Raw genomic sequence first — 19,450 nt, 5'->3', positions numbered from 1 at the left:
CCCCGCACGGGGCTCACGTCAGTACGCTGGCAGGATGTCCGACGCCGACCTGCACGTCTACAGTCTGCCGCTCCGGGTGCGATTCCGGTCGATCGACGTTCGCGAGGGCGTCCTGGTCCGCGGAGACGCCGGGTGGGGCGAGTTCTCGCCGTTCCGGGAGTACGACGACGCAGAGGCCGCCGCGTGGTGGGCCGCGGCCCGGGAGGCGGCCGACCAGGGATGGCCGGACCCCGTGCGGGGCTCCGTCCCGGTGAACGTGACCGTCCCGGCCGTCGACGGTTCCCGGGCCGCGCAGATCGTCCGGTCGTCCGACGGGTGCACGACCGCGAAGGTCAAGGTCGCCCAACGCGGCGCGGACGGCACCGTCGAGGAGCTGGGCGCCGAGATCGAGCGCCTCGAGGCGGTCCGCGACGCACTCGGTCCGCACGGGCGGGTGCGCATCGACGCGAACGGCGCCTGGGACCCCGACGAGGCGGTCCGCCGCATCGTGCGGCTCGACCGCGCGGCCGGCGGGCTCGAGTACGTCGAGCAGCCCTGCCCCGACGTCGCAGGCCTGGCCGCCGTCCGCCGCCGCGTCGACGTCCCCGTGGCCGCCGACGAGTCGATCCGGCGCGCCGACGACCCGTTCGCCGTCGTGGCGGCCGACGCCGCCGACGTGATCGTGCTCAAGGTGCAGCCGCTCGGCGGGGTCCGTCGCTGCCTCGACCTGGCCGAGCGTCTCGGACTGCCCGTCGTCGTCTCCTCGGCCGTCGAGAGCTCCGTCGGGATCGCCGCCGGGGTGGCGCTCGCGGCTGCGCTGCCCGAGCTGCCGTACGCCTGCGGGCTCGCGACCACCCAGTTGTTGACGCGCGACGTCGTCGACCGTCCCCTCGCGCCCGTGGACGGCGAGATCGCCGTGCGCCCGGTCGAGCCACGGACCGATCGCCTGGCCGCGGCGGCGCCGGACCCGGCGACCGTCGCCTGGTGGGACGAGCGTGTCCGACGCGTCGCCGCGCGGGCCGTGGCACTGTGAGTGCCGTGAACGAGAACGCCCCGGCCACGGACCCCGTCGATCCTCCGGCCGTCCGCGCCGCCCGGTCCGTCGTCGACCTGCTGCTGGCCCACGGGATGCGCGACGCGGTCGTGTGCCCGGGGTCGCGCTCGGCCCCGCTGGCCTACGCGCTCGCCGACGCCGAGGCCGAGGGCCGGGTGCGGCTGCACGTCCGGGTCGACGAGCGCACGGCAGGTTTTCTCGCGCTCGGGCTGTGCCGCGGCGCAGGGCTCGACGGGCCTCCGGTGCCGGTGGCGGTCGTGACGACCTCCGGCACCGCTGCGGCGAACCTGCACCCCGCGATCCTCGAGGCGCACCACGCGGGGGTCCCCGTCGTCGCCCTCACGGCGGACCGCCCGCACGAGCTGCGGGGCACCGGGGCGAACCAGACCACCGACCAGGTCGGGCTCTTCGGCACGGCCGTGCGCCACGCCGTCGACGTACCGGCGCCCGAGGGGAGGGACGGGCAGGACCGAGACCTGCGTGACGTCGTCACGCGCGCCGTGGTCGCCGCGACCGGGGCGCGGACGGCCTACCCGGGGCCGGTCCACCTCAACCTCGCCTTCCGTGACCCGCTCGCCCCGTCGCGCCTGCGAGCCGCGGGCGAGGGGAGCGGCAGCGGGACGGACGTGCCCGTCGTCGGGCGCGTCGAACCGGTCCTCGCCCCCGACGTCCTCGCTCACCCGCTGCTCGACGCCGGACCGGACGAGCCGCCCACCGTCCTCGTCGCCGGCGACGGCGCCGGACCGCACGCCCGCCGCCTGGCGGAGGCACGCGGGTGGCCGGTGCTCGCCGAGGCCTCCTCCGGGGCATCGGGTGGCTCGAACGGGATCGCCGCCCACCGGCTCGTGCTCGGGGTCGAGGGCCTGGTGTCGACGGTCCGGCGCGTCGTCGTCGCCGGCCGGCCGACGCTGTCCCGTCCCGTGCAGGCGCTGCTGGGCCGCAAGGACGTCGACGTCGTCGTCCTCGCCCCGGGCGGAGCGCCGTGGCCCGACGCCGCCCGCAGCGCCGCGCTCGTGCTTCCCGCCGTCCCCGCGCGATGGTGGGAGGCTGAGCCCGGCCCCGCGGGCCACCTGGACCAGTGGCGCCGCGCGGGGACGGCTGCCGCCGTCGCCGTCGCCCGGGTGCTCGACGACGACGAGGCCCTGACCGGCGTGCACGTCGCCCGCGCCGTGGCGCGCGCGACCGGGGCCGGGGGACTGCTCGTCGTCGGATCGTCCAACCCCGTGCGCGACCTCGACCTGGTTCTCGACGCCACGCCCCCGCTCGTCCTCGCGAACCGCGGCCTCGCCGGCATTGACGGCACCGTCTCGACGGCGACCGGCGTGGCCGTCGCCGCGGGTCGGCCCACCACGCTCCTGGCCGGAGACCTGACCTTCCTCCACGACGCGGGCGGGCTGCTGCGCGGGCCGGGAGAGCCGCCGCTCGACCTCCGGATCGTCGTGGTCGACGACGACGGAGGCTCGATCTTCGCGACCCTCGAGCACGGGCGCCTCGCCACGGAGGGCGACCGCGCCGCAGCGCGGTTCGAGCGGATCTTCGGCACTCCGCACGGGGCAGACCTGGGGACGATAGCCGCCGGCTACGGGGTCGCGGTCGTCGAGATCGACGGACGTGCGGGCACCGGCCCCGACGCGCTCGACGCGCTCGGGTCGGCGCTGGCACGCCCGGTCCACGGCATGCAGATGATCCACGTGCGGGTCGGGCGCGACGGCCGCCGGACCCACGGCCAGGCGCTCGCGGCGGCCGTGGTCCGGGCCTGCTCCTACGTCCGCTCCTAGCAAACTCCCAGGTTCCCCGGAGGCGCATCCCAGCATGAGCAGGTGGAATGGGGATACACCGAGGAGGACAATGTGAGCGATCAGCAGCAACCCGGGGGACCGGACGAGCACCCGCAGCCCGACACGACCCAGCCCGTACCGCCGGTTCCGCCCGAGCCGTCGGCGCCGGAGCCGACCCCGACCTACGCCGACGGGGCGACCCCGCCCGCGGGCCCCCAGCAGACGCAGCAGCCGTCCTATCCTCCGTACCAGGAGGATCACTGGGCGCAGCAGCCGTACACGCCCGTCCAGGAGCAGCCTGCGAAGAAGAAGACGTGGATCCCGATCACCGCGGCCGTGGTCGCGGCCCTCGTGGTCGGCGGTCTCGGGACGGCCGCCGCGCTGGACGCGTTCGACGACGACTCGTCCTCATCGCTGGCGACGGTGGGCGAGAACGAGGACCGGAGCGACGTCGACGGCCCAGTGGAGGCCAACGGGGAGACCCCGGACTGGGAGGCCGTCTCGGCCGCGGTCGCGCCGTCCGTCGTCTCGATCCAGGTCTCGTCCGGGCAGTCGGGTGCTGAGGGATCCGGTGTCGTCATGGACGACGAGGGTCACGTCCTGACCAACAACCACGTCGTCTCGGGCGCCGACCAGGTTCAGGTCACGCTCAGCGACGGCACGCTCTACCCCGCCGAGATCGTCGGGACGGACGACGCGACGGACCTCGCGGTGGTCCAGATCCAGGACCCGCCGGACGACCTGACCCCGGCAACCTTCGGCGACTCCGACGGCATCGAGGTCGGCGAGCCCGTGATGGCTGTCGGCAACCCGCTCGGGCTGGCCAACACCGCGACCACTGGCATCGTCTCGGCGATCGACCGCCCGGTGCAGGCCTCGGGCGAGGACGGCTCGACGACGGTCGTCACCAACGCCATCCAGATCGACGCGGCCGTCAACCCCGGAAACTCGGGAGGGCCGTTGTTCGACTCCGAGGGCCGCGTCATCGGCATCACCTCGTCGATCGCGACGCTCTCCGACGGGACGAGCCAGTCCGGCTCGATCGGCCTCGGCTTCGCGATCCCGGTCAACCTCGCGCTCGACGTCGGCGAGCAGCTCATCGAGTCGGGCTCGGCCGAGCACGCGTTCCTCGGCGTGACGCTGGCCGACACCACCGTGACGGCCGACGGCGTGACCCGCCTCGGGACCGAGGTCGGCGAGGTGACGCCAGGCTCCGCGGCGGACGAGGGCGGTATCCAGGCCGGCGACGTCATCGTCGCGATCGACGGTGACCCTGTCAGCGGTGCCGCGTCACTGACCGGCTACGTGCGCGAGCGCCGGGCCGGCGAGGTCTCGACGATCACGCTCGTGCGCGACGGGAAGACGCAAGACGTCGACGTGACGTTCCAGACGCGTGCGGCGGAGGAGGAGGCCGAGGAGTCGCCGAACACGCCCAACCCTGACGAGGAGGGCGACGGTTCGCAGATCCCGGACGAGATCCCGGACTGGCTGCGCGACCTGCTGGAGCAGCGGGGCTGATCGCAGACCCTGCGACGTACGACGGCGGGCCGTCCCCGAGAGGGGGCGGCCCGCCGTCGTGGTGCGTGGAGGTCGGTCAGTCGAGCACCCGGCTGAAGTAGGTCGCGTCCGCCGAGTACCCCAGGGCCCCGTAGAGGTCGCCGCCGTCGTGCGCGACGAGGCCCAGGCGGCTCGCGCCCGTGGACCGGGCCCAGGTCTCGCCGGCCCGCACGAGGGCTGTCGCGACGCCTCGGCGGCGCAGGTGCGGAAGGACGGCGACCTCCTCGATGCGGACCAGGTCGCCCCCGGCACCGAGGGTGCGCTGGTGCCCGGCAAGGAGGTGGCCGACGATGCCCTCGCTCGGGTGCTCGGCCACGACCAGGTAGGTACCGAGCGCCGAGGTCAGGCGCCCGAACGACTGGTTGAACTCGTCCCGGGTCGGCGCCTCACCGGGAAGCTCCTGGACCAGGGGCCAGACGGCGTCGCGGTCGCCGATCGTCGCGCGGCGGATCTCGAACTCGGGCGTGGACTGCTCAGGCATGGTCGTCAACGTATAGACGCACATACCGGTCATGGGTGGTGTGCCGGTATACGGGCGCTACTTAGGGGTGGTTCCAGATTCCCCGGAGCGCGCTCCGGACGGGCTCGAGCTTCGCCTCGGACTCGACGAGCTCTGCCCGGGAATCCGAGGCTGCGACGATCCCGCAGCCGGCGAAGAGCCGGACCGTCCGCGGGTCCGCGTGGGAGATCTCGGCGCACCGGAGTGCGATTCCCCACTCGCCGTCGCCGTCGGCTCCCAGCCACCCGACGGGCCCTGCGTACCGGCCACGGTCCATGCCCTCGATCTCGCGGATCATCTCGCGGGCAGCCGTGGTCGGGGTCCCGCAGACGGCGGCCGACGGGTGGAGGGCGGCGGCCAGGGCGAGGGAGGACGGCGTCCGTCCCTCGCTGCTCTCCTCGGCCACCGTGTGCCCGAGGACGCCCGTGACGTCGGAGGCGAGGTGCAGGACGTTCGGCAGGTGGAGCACGAAGGGGGCGTCCGGGACGTTCATGGACGAGCAGAAGGGCTCGAGCGCGTCGGCGACCGAGCGCACCGCGTACTCGTGCTCCTCCAGGTCCTTCGACGAGCTGGCGAGGAACACGGCAGGGTCCGGCCCGTCGTCGGGCAGAGGTGCTGCGCGACGGATCGTCCCGGCCAGCACCCGCGACGTGACCAGCCCCTTCTCCGAGCGCACGAGCAGCTCGGGGGTCGCTCCCGCGAGCCCGTCCACGCTGAACGTCCAGCACGACGGATAGTTCTGCGCGAGGTTGGCGAGCAGCCACCGGGCGTCCACCGGACGCTCGGCGGTCGTGACCACGTCCCGTGCCAGGACGACCTTGTCCACCTCGCCGTCGCGGATCCGACGGGTGGCCTCCTGCACGACGGCGGCCCAGTCCTCGGTCCCGAGCGCGCCCGGGTGCTCGACGACCTCTCCGGGGGACGAGACGGGCGTGCGGCCGTCGGGGTCGAGGAGATGGGTACCGGGCGAGTGGGAGAGCGAGCCGGTCGCGTCGATCGTGGTGAGCCACGTCGTCGTGCCGCGACGGCCCACGACCACGCGCGGGACGATCAGCACGCCGCACGGCCGGGCGTCGCCGTCGGCCCCGACGACGTCGTCGAACGCGAACGAGCCGAAGGCGACCGGTCCTGCGCCGGGCACGTGCACCTCGTCGCGGACGACGGCGCGGGCGAGGGCCTCCTGCCAGGCGGCCTCGGCGTCGGCGAACCGGCCGGGGCCGTAGGTCTCGAGCCGGAGCGCCTCGCCCCAGCCGACGATCCCCTCGCCCCGGCGCACCCAGCTCAACGGCCGGGCGTCGGGGAGAAGGTCGATCAGCGCGGCGGGCCCGTCGGGCAGGTCGTCGATCGCGATCGTCCGGACCACGAGCGTGGGCTGCGGACGCGCGGAAGGCGCCGACACGGTCGTGGGCGCGGGGATCTCTGCAGTCATCGAGGATCAGCCTAAGCCTGGCATCCGCGGTTTGCGGCCCGGTCGTGGAACGATGTGACCATGTCGCGCGCAAGCCTGGAGAAGAAGCCCACCGAGGTCGCCTCGATGTTCGACGGGATCGCCCGTCACTACGATCTCGTCAACGACCTCGCCTCGCTGGGGCAGGACCGGCGCTGGCGCCGGCTCACCGTCGACGCGGTCGGTGCGATGCCGGGGGAGCGTGTTCTCGACCTCGCGGCCGGGACCGGTACCTCGAGCGAGCCGTTCGACGCCGACGACGTGCGCGTGGTCCCGTGCGACTTCTCGATCGGGATGCTCCGCACCGGGAAGGCCCGGCGTCCCGACCTCCCGTTCGTCGCCGGTGACGCCACGCACCTCCCGTTCGCGGACGCCAGCTTCGACGCGGTGACGATCTCGTTCGGCCTGCGCAACGTCGTCGACACGTCGGCCGCGCTCGCCGAGATGCTCCGCGTCGTCCGCCCCGGCGGTCGCGTGGTGATCTGCGAGTTCTCCGAGCCCACGTGGGCGCCGTTCCGCACCGTCTACAACGAGTACCTGATGCGCGCGCTGCCGAAGGTCGCGGGCGCCGTCTCGAAGGATCCGGGGTCCTACGAGTACCTGGCCGAGTCGATCCGCGAGTGGCCGGTTCAAGAGGAGCTCGGCCGGCTCATGCTGCGGGCGGGGTGGGAGCAGGTCGCCTACCGCAATCTCACGGGAGGGATCGTCGCGCTGCACCGCGGCGTGCGCCCCTTCTGAGCAAGGTGTGCCTTAGTTCACATCGCGTCACAGATGTGGATAGAGTGTGATCGAACGTTGTGACTGCCTTCACAACCTCTGCGGCGCGCGCTCGTGGCCGCAGTGGGAGAGGGTTGAGCGAGTCGGTCCGACCTAGGGATTCAGGTGAGCATGAGCAACAGCGATGATGCGGATGTCATCGTCGTCGGCGCGGGCCCCGCGGGCTCAGCCGTCGCGCACTACTGCGCTGTTGCAGGCCTCACCGTCCTCGTCCTGGAGAAGGCGAGCTTTCCCCGCGACAAGATCTGCGGCGACGGACTGACGCCTCGTGCCGTGGCCGAGCTGGCCCGGATGGGGGTCGACACCTCCGAGGACGACGGGTGGATCCGCAACGAGGGCCTGCGGGTGGTCGCGGGAGCCCGTTCCTGGGAGCTCGCCTGGCCCGAGATCGACGCCTACCCGTCCTACGGGATGGCGCGGGCGCGCACCTCGCTCGACCACCGACTGGTCCAGCACGCCCAGGCCTCCGGGGCGAAGCTGCGCGAGCGCACGGCCGTGACCGGGCCCGTCGTCGACGAGCGCACCGACCGCGTCGTCGGTGTCACGGCGCGCGACGTGGACGAGCGCGGGCGCAAGGTCGGCGACGAGATCACGTTCCGCGCACCGATCGTCGTGGCCGCCGACGGCGTGTCGTCCCGGTTCGCCCTCGGGCTCGGCCTCGAGAAGCGCGTCGACCGCCCGGTGGGCGTCGCCGTCCGGACCTACTTCGAGACTCCGCGGCACGACGACCCGTGGATGGAGTCGCACCTGGAGCTGTGGGACGGCGCACCGGGCCGCTCGAACCAGCTCCCCGGCTACGGCTGGATCTTCTCCCTCGGTGACGGCACGGCGAACGTGGGGCTCGGCTCGGTGAGCTCGACCCCGGCACGGCAGTCGGCGGCGAACATCGACTACAAGGACCTCTTCGGCAAGTGGATGGCGAACGCCCCGGGCGACTGGGAGTTCACACCGGAGAACCAGCGCGGTCCGGTGCGCGGGGCGGCGCTCCCGATGGGGTTCAACCGCAAGCCCCTCTACACCCGCGGAGTCTTTCTCGTGGGGGACTCGGGCGGCATGGTCAGCCCGTTCAACGGCGAGGGCATCGCCTACGCCCTGCAGGCCGGTCGCGTCGCCGCCGACGCGATCGCCCAGGCGCGGACGCGCGGGACTGACGCCGCACGCGAGCGAGTGCTCGAGCGCTACCCGCGGCAGATGAGCGACGAGCTGGGTGGTTACTACACGCTCGGCCGGATCTTCGTGAGACTGATCGAGCAGCCGCGCATCATGCAGGCGTGCACCAGGTACGGACTGCCACGGCCTGTCGTGATGCGGTTCGTCCTGAAGCTGTTGTCCGATTGCTACGACCCGCACGGTGGCGACTGGGTGGACCGAGTCATCACCGGGTTGACCAAGGTGGTTCCCAGCTCATGACCAGCCCGAACCTGTCAGCGTCGACGTTTCGAGCCCTCGCCCGAGGAGTGATCTCATGACCAACCCCTACGTGCCCCTGCTGTTCCTCATGGGGATCGGCGCGGTCCTCGCGCTCGGCGGTGTCGGGGCGAGCGCGATCCTCGGCCCGAAGCGCTACAACCGGGCGAAGCTCGACGCGTACGAGTGCGGGATCGAGCCCACGCCCCACGCGGTCGGCGGCGGTCGCTTCCCCATCAAGTACTACCTCGTCGCGATGACGTTCATCGTCTTCGACATCGAGGTCGTCTTCCTCTACCCGTGGGCCGTCGACTTCGCCACGCTCGCCGGGTTCGGTCTCGTCGCCATGCTGACCTTCATCGCCCTGATCACCGTGCCGTTCGTCTACGAGTGGCGTCGCGGCGGTTTCGAGTGGGACTAGTCGAGCAGCACTCGCACGCACCGACAGCACCGTTCGCGCGGACCAGGAGGTAGTCACCATGGGGATCGAAGAAGCTCCATCCGGATTCTTGCTCACGACCGTCGAGGACCTCGCGGGGTACTTCCGCAAGGCTTCCGTCTGGCCGGTGACGTTCGGGCTCGCGTGCTGCGCCATCGAGATGATGGCCGCGGGCGCGTCGAGGTTCGACCTGTCCCGGTACGGCATGGAGGTCTTCCGTGCCTCGCCCCGCCAGGCCGACCTCATGATCGTCGCCGGTCGTGTCAGCCAGAAGATGGCACCCGTCGTGCGGCAGGTCTACGACCAGATGGCCGAGCCGAAGTGGGTACTGTCGATGGGGGTCTGCGCCTCGTCGGGCGGCATGTTCAACAACTACGCGATCGTGCAGGGCGTCGACCACATCGTCCCCGTCGACGTCTACCTTCCCGGCTGCCCGCCGCGGCCCGAGATGCTCATCAACGCGATCCTCGCCCTGCACCAGCAGATCCAGGCGACGCCGCTCGGCGCCAACCGCGTCGAGGCGGCCCGTGCTGCGGAGGCGGCAGCTCTTGAGGCGACACCGACCCACCAGATGAAGGGGCTGCTGCGGTGAGCGAGAACGACAAGCCGTCGGGCCGGGACGAGGCGCCGGTCGGGCCGCCCCCGCAGGCCGCGCCCCACGTCGACGAGGCCCAGGGTCCCCGGCAGAACGAGCTGGTCTCGGGCTCGGAGGGGCGGAGCACGCTTGAGGTCGTCGAGGTCCGTGAGGGGATGTTCGGCGCCCACGGTGCGGGGGACACCTCGGGGTACGGCGGGCTGCGCCGTCCGGTCGCGATGCCCGGCGCCGCGACCCGGCCCTACGGGTCGTGGTTCGACGAGGCCGTCGACCTCCTCGCCGAGGTGCTCGAGGAGCAGGGGCTCCCGCTCTCCACCGCGCTCGAGTTCGTCGTCGTGGACCCCCCGGGGGACCACGCCGAGCTCACCCTGCACGTGCGCCGCGAGTACCTCGTCCAGGTCTGCCAGGCACTGCGGGACGACCAGGACCTGAGGTTCGAGCTCAGTCTCGGTGTCAGCGGCGTGCACTTCCCGCACGACACGAACCGCGAGCTCCACGCGGTCTACCACCTGACGTCGATCACCCACGGTCGTCGCCTGCGCCTCGAGGTCTCCGTCCCCGACGTCGACCCGCACATCCCGTCGACGACGTCGGTGTACCCCACCAACGACTGGCACGAGCGCGAGACCTGGGACTTCTTCGGAATCGTCTTCGACGGGCACCCCGCGCTGGCACGGATCGAGATGCCCGACGACTGGCCCGGGCACCCCCAGCGCAAGGACTACCCGCTCGGCGGGATCCCGGTCGAGTACAAGGGCGCGACGGTGCCCCCGGCAGACCAGAGGAGGTCGTACTCGTGAGCAGCACGACAGGTGCAGGAGCACCGCACGCGACGAAGGCGCCCTACGACGACTTCGACGGCTCCATCCCGACGTTCGAGGCCTCGGGCGGCGACTGGGACGAGATCGCCGCCGAGGCGAGCGAGATCGGCGAGGAACGCATCGTCGTGAACATGGGTCCGCAGCACCCCTCGACGCACGGTGTGCTCCGACTGATGCTCGAGATCGACGGGGAGACCGTGAAGGAGGCGCGCTGCGGCGTCGGGTACCTCCACACGGGCATCGAGAAGAACATGGAGTTCCGGACGTGGACCCAGGGGGTCACGTTCTGCACCCGCATGGACTACCTCGCGCCGCTCTTCCAGGAGGCGGCGTTCTGCCTCGGCACCGAGAAGATCCTCGGGATCACGGACGACATCCCCGAGCGGGCGTCCGTCATCCGCGTGCTGATGATGGAGCTCAACCGGGTGTCCTCGCACCTGATCTGCCTGGGTACGGGCGGCAACGAGATGGGCGCGACGACCATCATGACGCTCAGCTTCACCGCCCGTGAGGAGATCCTCCGCGTGCTGGAGGCCGTCACGGGGCTGCGGATGAACCACGCGTACATCCGTCCGGGCGGGGTGGCACAGGACGTCCCCGAGGGGATCGAGGACCAGATCCGCGGCATCCTGCCGAAGGTACGTGGCTATCTCGCGCAGCTCGGCGACCTGATGCTCGCCAACCCGATCTTCAAGGCCCGCCTCGTCGGGGTCGGGAACCTGAACCTCGCCGGGTGCATGGCGCTCGGGATCACCGGGCCCGTCCTGCGGTCCGCGGGCCACCCGTACGACGTCCGCAAGTCTGACCCGTACTGCGGCTACGAGACGTACGACTTCGACGTGCCGACGTCGACGGACGCGGACTGCTACTCGCGTGTCGTCCTGCGCATCGAGGAGTGCTACCAGTCGCTGCGGATCGTCGAGCAGTGCCTCACCCGCCTCGAGTCGACGGTGGGCCAGCCCGTGATGGTGGCCGACCGCAAGATCGCCTGGCCGGCCCAGCTCGCCATCGGCAGCGACGGGCAGGGCAACTCGCTGGACCACATCAAGGAGATCATGGGCACCTCGATGGAGGCCCTGATCCACCACTTCAAGCTCGTCACCGAGGGGTTCCGCGTCCCGGTCGGGCAGTCCTGGCAGACGGTCGAGCACCCGCGCGGCGAGCTCGGTGTGCACCTCGTCTCCGACGGCGGGACGCGGCCCTACCGGGCACACTTCCGTGACCCGTCGTTCAACAACCTGCAGGCGGTCGCCGCGATGTGCGAGGGCGGGCAGGTGGCCGACGTCGTCGTCGCCGTCGCGTCGCTCGACCCGGTGCTGGGAGGAGTGGACCGATGACCACAGAGGCGTACTCGCGGGGGCCTGCGTGCTCCTACGACGACGAGACCTACCGCCGGCTCGCCGACGACGCGGCACAGATCGTCGCGCGCTACCCCGAGCCGCGGTCCGCGCTCCTGCCGATGCTCCACCTGGTGCAGGCCGAGGAGAGCTACGTGTCCCGTGACGGGATCGCCTTCTGCGCCGAGCGGCTCGGGCTGACCCCGGCCCAGGTCTCCGCGGTGGCGACGTTCTACACCCAGTACAAGCGCCACCCGAACGGCCGGTACACCGTCGGGGTCTGCACCAACACCCTGTGCGCGGTGATGGGCGGCGACACGATCTTCGACGAGCTGAGCGAGCACCTCGACGTCGGGCACGACCAGACGACCGAGGACGGCGCGATCACCCTCGAGCGCGTCGAGTGCAACGCGGCCTGCGACTTCGCGCCGGTCGTCATGGTCAACTGGGAGTTCTTCGACAACCAGAACCCGGAGACGGCCAAGCGGCTCGCGGACTCGCTGCGTCTCGGCGAGGACGTCACGCCCACCCGCGGCGCGTCGACCGTGGCCACGTTCCAGGAGGTCAGCCGCGTCCTCGCCGGCTTCCCGGACGGCCGTGCCGACGAGGGCGTCGGCGCGTCGGGCGCCACCCTGGCCGGCCTGAGGCTCGCCCGGGAGAACGACTGGCGGGCGCCCGAGGAGGCTGCGCCGTCCGACGTCGACGCGGCGCCCGGTGAGGGCGACGTGCCCCCGCAGACCGGCGGGGCCCAGTCCAGCGCGGAGAGCAAGGAGTCCGACAAGTGACCTCACCACTGACCCCGGTCCTGAGCGACACGTGGGACGCGGACCAGAGCTGGACCCTGGAGACCTATCGGGCTCACGGGGGGTACGGCGCGCTGGCCAAGGCGCTCGACCTGGAGCCCGCCGAGATCATCCAGACCGTCAAGGACTCCGGTCTCCGAGGTCGCGGCGGGGCCGGGTTCCCCACCGGCATGAAGTGGGGGTTCCTGCCGCCGGACGACGGTGGACCCCGCTACCTGGTCGTCAACGCCGACGAGTCCGAGCCGGGCACCTGCAAGGACATCCCGCTCATGATGGCGGCGCCCCACTCGCTGATCGAGGGGGTGGCCATCACGTCCTACGCGATCGGGTGCACCCACGCCTTCATCTACGTCCGCGGTGAGGTCGTCCACGTCTACCGCCGTCTGCTGAACGCCGTGCAGGAGGCCTACGACGCCGGACTGCTCGGAAAGAACGCCCTCGGCGAGGGTGTGGACCTCGACGTCACGGTCCACGCCGGCGCCGGGGCGTACATCTGCGGCGAGGAGACGGCGCTGCTCGACTCCCTCGAGGGGCGTCGCGGACAGCCGCGCCTCAAGCCGCCCTTCCCCGCGGTCGCGGGCCTCTACGCGCGCCCGACCGTGGTCAACAACGTCGAGTCGATCGCGAGCGTCCCGGCCATCGTCGAGCGCGGGGCCGACTGGTTCACCTCGATGGGCACCGAGAAGTCCGCCGGGTTCGGGCTGTTCTCCCTCTCCGGGCACGTGGTGCGGCCGGGCCAGTACGAGGCCCCGCTCGGCATCACGCTGCGCGAGCTGCTCGACATGGCCGGGGGCGTCCGCCCCGGGCACGAGCTGAAGTTCTGGACACCGGGCGGGTCCTCGACGCCGTTGTTCACCGCCGAGCACCTCGACGTCCCGCTCGACTACGAGTCCGTGGGCGCCGCCGGGTCCATGCTCGGCACCCGCGCGCTGCAGATCTTCGACGACTCGGTCTGCGTCGTCCGCGCGGTCGCCCGGTGGACGGAGTTCTACGCGCACGAGTCCTGCGGCAAGTGCACGCCCTGCCGCGAGGGCACCTTCTGGCTCGAGCAGGTGCTCGCCCGCATCGAGAACGGCACCGGGGTCCCCGAGGACCTCGACGTGCTCCTCGACGTCTGCGAGAACATCCTCGGCCGGGCGTTCTGCGCGCTCGGCGACGGTGCGACGTCGCCCATCACCAGCAGCGTCCAGCTCTTCCGCGAGGAGTACGAGGCCCACATCACCGGTGGCGGCTGCCCGTTCGACCGGGCGGCGGCCGAGCTGTTCGAGCGCAAGCGACCGGCAGTGGCCGGCTCGGAGGTAGAGGGATGACCGACACGACGAACAAGGGCACCGGCGGCGGCGAGGAGGTCGCCGTCGTCCCCCAGGTGACGTTCCAGATCGACGGCATCGAGACGTCGGTGCCGAAGGGCACCCTCGTCATCCGGGCGGCCGAGGAGATCGGGATCGCGATCCCGCGGTTCTGCGACCACCCGCTCCTCGAGCCCGTCGGCGCGTGCCGCCAGTGCCTCGTCGAGGTCTCGGCCCCCGACCGCTCCGGGGCCGTACGGCCGATGCCGAAGCCGCAGCCCTCGTGCACCCTCGTCGCCACCGACGGCATGCAGGTCAGCACGCAACGCACGTCGCCGGTGGCGGAGAAGGCCCAGCGCGGCATGCTCGAGCTGCTGCTGATCAACCACCCCCTCGACTGCCCGGTGTGCGACAAGGGCGGTGAGTGCCCCCTGCAGAACCAGTCGATGGCCAACGGCGCCGCCACGAGCCGCTACCTCGACGTCAAGCGGACCTTCCCCAAGCCCATCGCCGTCTCGACGCAGATCCTGCTCGACCGCGAGCGCTGCGTGCTCTGCCAGCGCTGTACGCGGTTCTCCGACGAGATCGCGGGCAACCCGTTCATCGACCTGCAGAAGCGCGGGGCACGGCAGCAGATCGGCCGGTTCGACGAGGACGTCCTGGACTTCGAGCGCCCGGGGGCGAGCAGCGGGGACCAGCCGGTCGGTGCAGCGCACACGGACGTCTCCGGTGCACCGTTCGCGTCGTACTACTCGGGGAACACCGTGCAGATCTGCCCGGTCGGCGCCCTGACCAGCGCGGCGTACCGGTTCCGGTCGAGGCCGTTCGACCTCGTCTCGACGCCGGCGGTCGCGGAGCACGACTCCTGCGGCTCCGCGATCCGCGTGGACCACCGCCGCGACACTGTCATGCGACGGCTCGCCAGCGACGACCCCGTGGTGAACGAGGAGTGGATCACCGACAAGGACCGCTTCGCTTTCACCTGGCAGACGGCGCCGGACCGGCTCACGACCCCGCTCGTGCGGGACCGGGGCGAGGACGGAAGCCGGGGTGAGCTGCGGCCCGCAAGCTGGAGCGAGGCGCTCGAGGCGGCGGCGGAGGGCCTTGCCCGTGCCCGCGAGGCCGGCGGGGTGGGTGTGCTCCCCGGCGGTCGGTTGACGATCGAGGACTCGTTCGCCTACGCCAAGTTCGCGCGCGTCGCGCTCAGGACGAACGACGTCGACCACCGGGCCCGCTCCCACAGCGCGGAGGAGTCCGACTTCCTGGCCCACGCCGTCGCAGGCCGAGGGATCGACGTCACCTTCAGCGATCTCGAGGCCGCGCCGAGCGTGCTCCTCGTCGGCCTCGAGGCCGAGGAGGAGGGCGGCGTCACGTTCCTGCGACTGCGCAAGGGCGCGACCAAGAACGACGTCCGGGTCTTCTCGATCGCCTCGCACGCGAGCAGCGGGCTCGACCGGATGAACGGCACGCTGCTCGCGGCCGCTCCGGGGACCGAGCCCGAGTGGCTCGACCAGATCGCGGCCGGCGGCACCGACCCTGCGGAGCTCGCGGACGTGTCCGAGGCACTGCGCGGAGCCGGTTCGGTCGTGCTCGTCGGGGAGCGGCTCGCCGCCGTCCCCGGTGCGTACAGCGCCGTGCTCCGGCTCGTCGAGCGGACCGGGGCACGGCTGGCCTGGATCCCGCGACGCATCGGCGAGCGTGCCGGTGTCGAGACGGGCACCCTGCCGAACCTCCTGCCCGGAGGGCGCCCGGTCGTCGACCCTGCGGCGCGCGCGGAGGTCGCGGCCCTCTGGGGCGGCGACGAGCTCCCGGCGGACGCGGGCCGCTCGACCAGCGAGATCCTGGACGCGCTCTGGGTCGGGCAGCTCGGCGGGGTTCTCGCCGGCGGCTTCGAGCCGGAGGACCTCCCGGACCCCGCCCACGCCCGCCGGGCGTTGGAGCAGGCGGGCTTCGTCGTCGCGCTCGACGTCCGCTCGTCCGAGGTCACGGAACGTGCCGACGTCGTGCTCCCGGTGGCGCCGCCGGCGGAGAAGGACGGGTCGTACTGGAACTGGGAGGGCCGGGTGCGGACCTTCGGGGCCTCGCTCCCGTCCGACGCCATGCCCGACCACCGTGTTCTCGACGCCCTCGCCGACGAGCTCGACGTCGAGCTGGGGACGGCGAGCCTTCTCGACGTCCGCGAGGAGCTCGGTCGACTCACGCCCTGGGCGGGTCAGCGCGTCGCCGCGCCGACGGTGGCTCCCTCGGAGCCCGAGCCGGTCGAGCCCGGAACTGCGGTCCTGGCGTCCTGGCGGCTCCAGCTCGACGTCGCCCGGCTCCAGGACGGTGAACGGTTCCTCGCCGGCACGGCGAAGCGGCCGGTCGCGCGAATCTCCCCGGTGACGGCGGTCGCGGTCGGCGTCGCCGACGGCGAGCAGGTCACGGTCTCCACGGACCGCGGGTCGCTCACCCTCCCCGTGGCGGTGACCGCAATGGTCGACCACGTCGTCTGGGTGCCGCTCCGGTCGCCCGGCAGTCAGGTGCACGAGACGCTCGGGGTGGCCCCGGGCGCAGTGGTCCGCGTCGCCGCGGCCGCGGGGGAGGGAGAAGCCTGATGAGCATCTTCACCGAGACGCCGGGCGTGCCCGGGATCGCCGCGGACTTCTCGCAGGACAACGGGTGGACGTACCTCGTCAAGGCCGTCCTGATCATCGTGTTCCTGCTGACCTCCGTCCTGATCGCGATCTGGTTCGAGCGCCGGGTCGTCGCCCGGATGCAGCTGCGTCCCGGCCCCAACGTGCACGGGCCGCTCGGCCTGCTGCAGTCGCTGGCGGACGCGATGAAGCTCCTGCTCAAGGAGGACATCACCGTCAAGGCGGCGGACAAGTTCGTCTACCTGCTCGCGCCGATGATCGCCGTCTTCTGCGCGCTCCTGACGTTCGCCGTCATCCCGTTCGGTCCCGAGGTGACGATCCCCTTCACGGACTACTCGACGCCGGCGCAGCTCACCGACTTCCCCGTCGCCGTGCTCTACATCCTCGCGTGCGCCTCGCTCGGCGTGTACGGGATCGTGCTCGGCGGCTGGTCCTCCGGGTCGACGTACCCGCTGCTCGGCTCCGTGCGGTCGACGGCGCAGGTGATCAGCTACGAGCTCGCGATGGGGCTCTCCCTGGTGACGGTGTTCATCATGGCGGGCTCGATGTCCACGTCGCAGATCGTCGACTCGCAGCAGAGCCTGTGGTGGTTCCTCCCGCTGCTGCCCGCGTTCGTCGTCTACGTCATCTCCATGATCGGCGAGACCAACCGGCTGCCGTTCGACCTTCCTGAGGCCGAGGGCGAGCTGGTCTCGGGCTTCATGACCGAGTACTCGTCCATGAAGTTCGCGTGGTTCTTCCTCGCCGAGTACATCAACATGATCAACGTCTCCGCGGTCGCGACGACGTTGTTCCTCGGTGGCTGGCGCGCCCCGTGGCCGCTGTCCGCGATCAACGACGGGATGTTCAACGAGGGCTGGTGGCCGATCCTCTGGTTCCTCGTCAAGATGTGGGCGCTCCTCTTCATGTTCGTCTGGGTGCGCGGGACCCTGCTCCGCATGCGCTATGACCAGTTCATGAAGCTGGGGTGGAAGATCCTCATCCCCGTCGCCCTCGGATGGCTCGTCCTCGTGGCCGTCGCCCAGGGGCTGCGCCAGTTCGCCGACGTCGACACCCAGACGTTCCTCGTGGTCTCGGGCGTCGTGGCGATCGTCCTGGTCGCGGTGATCTGGTTCTGGCCGGACGCCTCGAAGAGGCCCGAGCCGGAGACCGGGGACGACGAGCCCGAGGAGTTCGACGCGTTCGCGGACGGGTTCCCCGTGCCGCCCCTGCCGGGCCAGAAGCTTCCGCCCTCGGCGCGTCGTCGCCGAGTCGTCGCCGCCGAGAGCGGTGCGGCACACGCCGTCGACACCGAGGAGGAGAACCGTGGCTGACGACCGGTCGTACCAACCACTGCGTCCCCAACCGAAGGGGATCAAGGAGCTGTTCGCGCCCGTCGCGGGTTTCGGCGTGACGTTCTCGTCGATGTTCAAGCCGATCGTCACCGAGCAGTACCCCAAGGAGAAGGTGCCCACGCAGCGCCGCTACCACGGCCGCCACCAGCTCAACCGGTACGCCGACGGCCTCGAGAAGTGCATCGGGTGCGAGCTGTGCGCCTGGGCCTGCCCGGCAGACGCGATCTACGTCGAGGGGGCGTCGAACGCCGACCTCCCCGACGGCGGGCACATGTCGCCCGGTGAGCGGTACGGCCGCGTCTACCAGATCAACTATCTGCGCTGCATCTTCTGCGCACTGTGCATCGAGGCGTGCCCCACCCGGGCACTGACGATGACGAACGAGTACGAGCTCGCCGGTCACACCCGCGAAGGGATGATCTGGGAGAAGGAGGACCTCCTCGCCCCGCTGCGCGAGGGGATGCTCCCCGCACCCCACCCGATGGTGGAGGGCACGGAGGACGACCAGTACTACCGCGGTGAGATCACCGGGCCGACACAGATGCAGAAGGACTGGGTCGCCGAGCACACGGAGCCGAAGGAGGACGCATCATGAGCCCCGGTGAGGACGTGCTGTTCTGGGTCCTGGCACCGCTGATGGTGCTCGTCTCGTTCGGCCTGCTGGTGGCTCGCAAGGCCGTGCACGTGGCCATCTGCATGGTCTTCGTGATGATCGGCTTCGCCGTCCTGTACATCGCCCTCGAGGCACCGTTCCTCGGCGTCGTCCAGATCGTGGTCTACACCGGCGCCGTCATGATGCTCTTCCTCTTCGTGCTGATGCTCGTCGGTGTCGACGCCTCGAGCTCGCTCGTCGAGACGATCCGTGGACAGCGTTGGATCGGCGTGATCCTCGCGCTCGGCCTCGGCGTCATCCTGTCCGGCGTCGTCGTCCAGACAGTCTTCCCGCCGGCCGTCGGCCTCGCCGAGGCGAACTCGGTCACGAACCCTGTCGGTCTCGCCCGGGTCCTGATGTCCGACTACGTGCTCGCGATGGAGGTCGTCGGCATCGTCCTGATCACCGCGGCGGTCTCGGCCCTCGTGCTCACGCACAAGCGGCGCCTGACCCCGGCACGCGGGCAGAAGGAGATCGCGGACGCCAAGGTCGCCGCGCTGCCGCAGGGTGGTCGGCTCACGCCGCTGGCGGCGCCGGGCGTCTACGCGCAGAACAACGCGATGGACACACCGGCGCTCGACCCGCAGGGCCGGCCGATCGCCGAGTCCGTGTCACGGGTGCTGCGGATCCGCGGGCAGCAGCGGGAGGCCACCGACGTCCTGCTCGGGGAGCACGGCCTCGTCGAGCGGACGTCGACGGTCGCGGAGCCCGAGGGCTCCGCACCTGACGGGGAGGAACGCTGATGGAACTCACGCACTACGTGGTGCTCTCCTGCATCCTGTTCTCCGTCGGTGCGGCGACCGTGCTCCTGCGGCGCAACGCAATCATCGTGTTCATGGGGGTCGAGCTCATGCTCAACGCGACGAACCTGGCGTTCGTAACGTTCGGACGCATGCACGGCGACCTCAGCGGACAGGTCATCGCGTTCTTCGTCATGGTCGTCGCCGCCGCCGAGGTGGTGGTCGGCCTCGCCATCATCATCGCGATCTTCCGTGCCCGCCGGTCCGTGTCCGTCGACGACGTCGACCTGTTGAAGAGCTGAAGGGCAG

General features: G+C 71.5%; 18 protein-coding genes. 16 read left to right on the top strand and 2 right to left on the bottom strand.

The genetic code is table 11. The features are described from left to right. Window positions 1–34: 34 nt before the first annotated feature. The 3 genes from BLU20_RS12460 (at window position 35) to BLU20_RS12450 (ending at window position 4,329) form a co-directional block, all read left to right on the top strand. Window positions 35–1,012: an o-succinylbenzoate synthase gene (locus BLU20_RS12460; RefSeq protein ID WP_083372704.1), complete on the top strand. Its 978-nt coding sequence runs from the start codon at window positions 35–37 to the stop codon at window positions 1,010–1,012. 5 nt (window positions 1,013–1,017) lie between these two features. After that, window positions 1,018–2,811, top strand: coding sequence for a 2-succinyl-5-enolpyruvyl-6-hydroxy-3-cyclohexene-1-carboxylic-acid synthase (gene menD, locus BLU20_RS12455; RefSeq protein WP_231959219.1), 1,794 nt, complete (start codon window positions 1,018–1,020; stop codon window positions 2,809–2,811). A 72-nt stretch (window positions 2,812–2,883) separates the two neighbouring features. Beyond that, window positions 2,884–4,329 carry a S1C family serine protease gene (locus BLU20_RS12450; RefSeq protein ID WP_231959218.1) on the top strand — a complete coding sequence of 482 codons (1,446 nt, stop codon included), beginning with the start codon at window positions 2,884–2,886 and terminating at the stop codon, window positions 4,327–4,329. Window positions 4,330–4,405: 76 nt separating this feature from the next. On the opposite strand, the gene BLU20_RS12445 is transcribed toward BLU20_RS12450, so the two are convergent. Both BLU20_RS12445 and BLU20_RS12440 read right to left on the bottom strand, forming a co-directional pair. Beyond that, a complete protein-coding gene (locus BLU20_RS12445; RefSeq protein WP_172829073.1) occupies window positions 4,406–4,849 on the bottom strand; it encodes a GNAT family N-acetyltransferase in 444 nt (147 codons plus the stop codon). A 61-nt stretch (window positions 4,850–4,910) separates the two neighbouring features. Further along, window positions 4,911–6,296, bottom strand: coding sequence for an isochorismate synthase (locus tag BLU20_RS12440; protein ID WP_083372700.1), 1,386 nt, complete (start codon window positions 6,294–6,296; stop codon window positions 4,911–4,913). 60 nt (window positions 6,297–6,356) lie between these two features. Between BLU20_RS12440 and BLU20_RS12435 the strand changes: the two genes are divergently transcribed. From BLU20_RS12435 to nuoK, 13 genes are all read left to right on the top strand, one after another. Then, window positions 6,357–7,052, top strand: a complete 696-nt coding sequence (locus BLU20_RS12435) for a demethylmenaquinone methyltransferase (protein ID WP_083372699.1) — start codon at window positions 6,357–6,359, stop codon at window positions 7,050–7,052. Window positions 7,053–7,202: 150 nt separating this feature from the next. Continuing rightward, a complete protein-coding gene (locus tag BLU20_RS12430) occupies window positions 7,203–8,501 on the top strand; it encodes a geranylgeranyl reductase family protein (RefSeq protein ID WP_029252121.1) in 1,299 nt (432 codons plus the stop codon). Window positions 8,502–8,556: 55 nt separating this feature from the next. Then, on the top strand, window positions 8,557–8,919 hold the full coding sequence (locus BLU20_RS12425; RefSeq protein ID WP_029252122.1) for an NADH-quinone oxidoreductase subunit A: 363 nt from the start codon (window positions 8,557–8,559) through the stop codon (window positions 8,917–8,919). Between the two features lie 58 nt (window positions 8,920–8,977). Next, window positions 8,978–9,529: an NADH-quinone oxidoreductase subunit B gene (locus BLU20_RS12420; protein ID WP_029252123.1), complete on the top strand. Its 552-nt coding sequence runs from the start codon at window positions 8,978–8,980 to the stop codon at window positions 9,527–9,529. 101 nt (window positions 9,530–9,630) lie between these two features. Beyond that, entirely contained in the window at window positions 9,631–10,332 is a 702-nt protein-coding gene (locus BLU20_RS12415; RefSeq protein ID WP_029252124.1) for an NADH-quinone oxidoreductase subunit C, read from the top strand. After that, on the top strand, window positions 10,329–11,690 hold the full coding sequence (locus BLU20_RS12410; protein ID WP_029252125.1) for an NADH-quinone oxidoreductase subunit D: 1,362 nt from the start codon (window positions 10,329–10,331) through the stop codon (window positions 11,688–11,690). Before BLU20_RS12415 ends, BLU20_RS12410 begins: the two co-directional genes overlap by 4 nt. Beyond that, window positions 11,687–12,475, top strand: a complete 789-nt coding sequence (gene nuoE, locus BLU20_RS12405; protein ID WP_083372698.1) for an NADH-quinone oxidoreductase subunit NuoE — start codon at window positions 11,687–11,689, stop codon at window positions 12,473–12,475. The genes BLU20_RS12410 and nuoE overlap by 4 nt, the downstream gene beginning before the upstream one ends. Continuing rightward, complete coding sequence (nuoF, locus tag BLU20_RS12400) at window positions 12,472–13,803, top strand: NADH-quinone oxidoreductase subunit NuoF (RefSeq protein ID WP_083372697.1); 1,332 nt, start codon at window positions 12,472–12,474, stop codon at window positions 13,801–13,803. The genes nuoE and nuoF overlap by 4 nt, the downstream gene beginning before the upstream one ends. After that, window positions 13,800–16,376 (top strand): NADH-quinone oxidoreductase subunit G, encoded by a 2,577-nt coding sequence (locus BLU20_RS12395; protein ID WP_083372696.1) that lies wholly within the window; start codon window positions 13,800–13,802, stop codon window positions 16,374–16,376. Before nuoF ends, BLU20_RS12395 begins: the two co-directional genes overlap by 4 nt. Then, window positions 16,376–17,728 (top strand): NADH-quinone oxidoreductase subunit NuoH, encoded by a 1,353-nt coding sequence (nuoH, locus tag BLU20_RS12390; protein ID WP_083372695.1) that lies wholly within the window; start codon window positions 16,376–16,378, stop codon window positions 17,726–17,728. The genes BLU20_RS12395 and nuoH overlap by 1 nt, the downstream gene beginning before the upstream one ends. Next, window positions 17,721–18,344 carry an NADH-quinone oxidoreductase subunit NuoI gene (gene nuoI / locus BLU20_RS12385; RefSeq protein WP_157270471.1) on the top strand — a complete coding sequence of 208 codons (624 nt, stop codon included), beginning with the start codon at window positions 17,721–17,723 and terminating at the stop codon, window positions 18,342–18,344. The genes nuoH and nuoI overlap by 8 nt, the downstream gene beginning before the upstream one ends. Beyond that, window positions 18,341–19,144: an NADH-quinone oxidoreductase subunit J gene (locus BLU20_RS12380; RefSeq protein WP_083372693.1), complete on the top strand. Its 804-nt coding sequence runs from the start codon at window positions 18,341–18,343 to the stop codon at window positions 19,142–19,144. The genes nuoI and BLU20_RS12380 overlap by 4 nt, the downstream gene beginning before the upstream one ends. Continuing rightward, on the top strand, window positions 19,144–19,443 hold the full coding sequence (nuoK, locus tag BLU20_RS12375; protein ID WP_029252132.1) for an NADH-quinone oxidoreductase subunit NuoK: 300 nt from the start codon (window positions 19,144–19,146) through the stop codon (window positions 19,441–19,443). Before BLU20_RS12380 ends, nuoK begins: the two co-directional genes overlap by 1 nt. The last annotated feature ends 7 nt before the right edge of the window (window positions 19,444–19,450 follow it).

The sequence above is a fragment of the Paraoerskovia marina genome (assembly GCF_900105445.1).
GTDB lineage: Bacteria > Actinomycetota > Actinomycetes > Actinomycetales > Cellulomonadaceae > Paraoerskovia > Paraoerskovia marina.
Note: the sequence above shows the minus strand (reverse complement) of the source record. Positions and strands in the feature narration are given on the sequence as shown.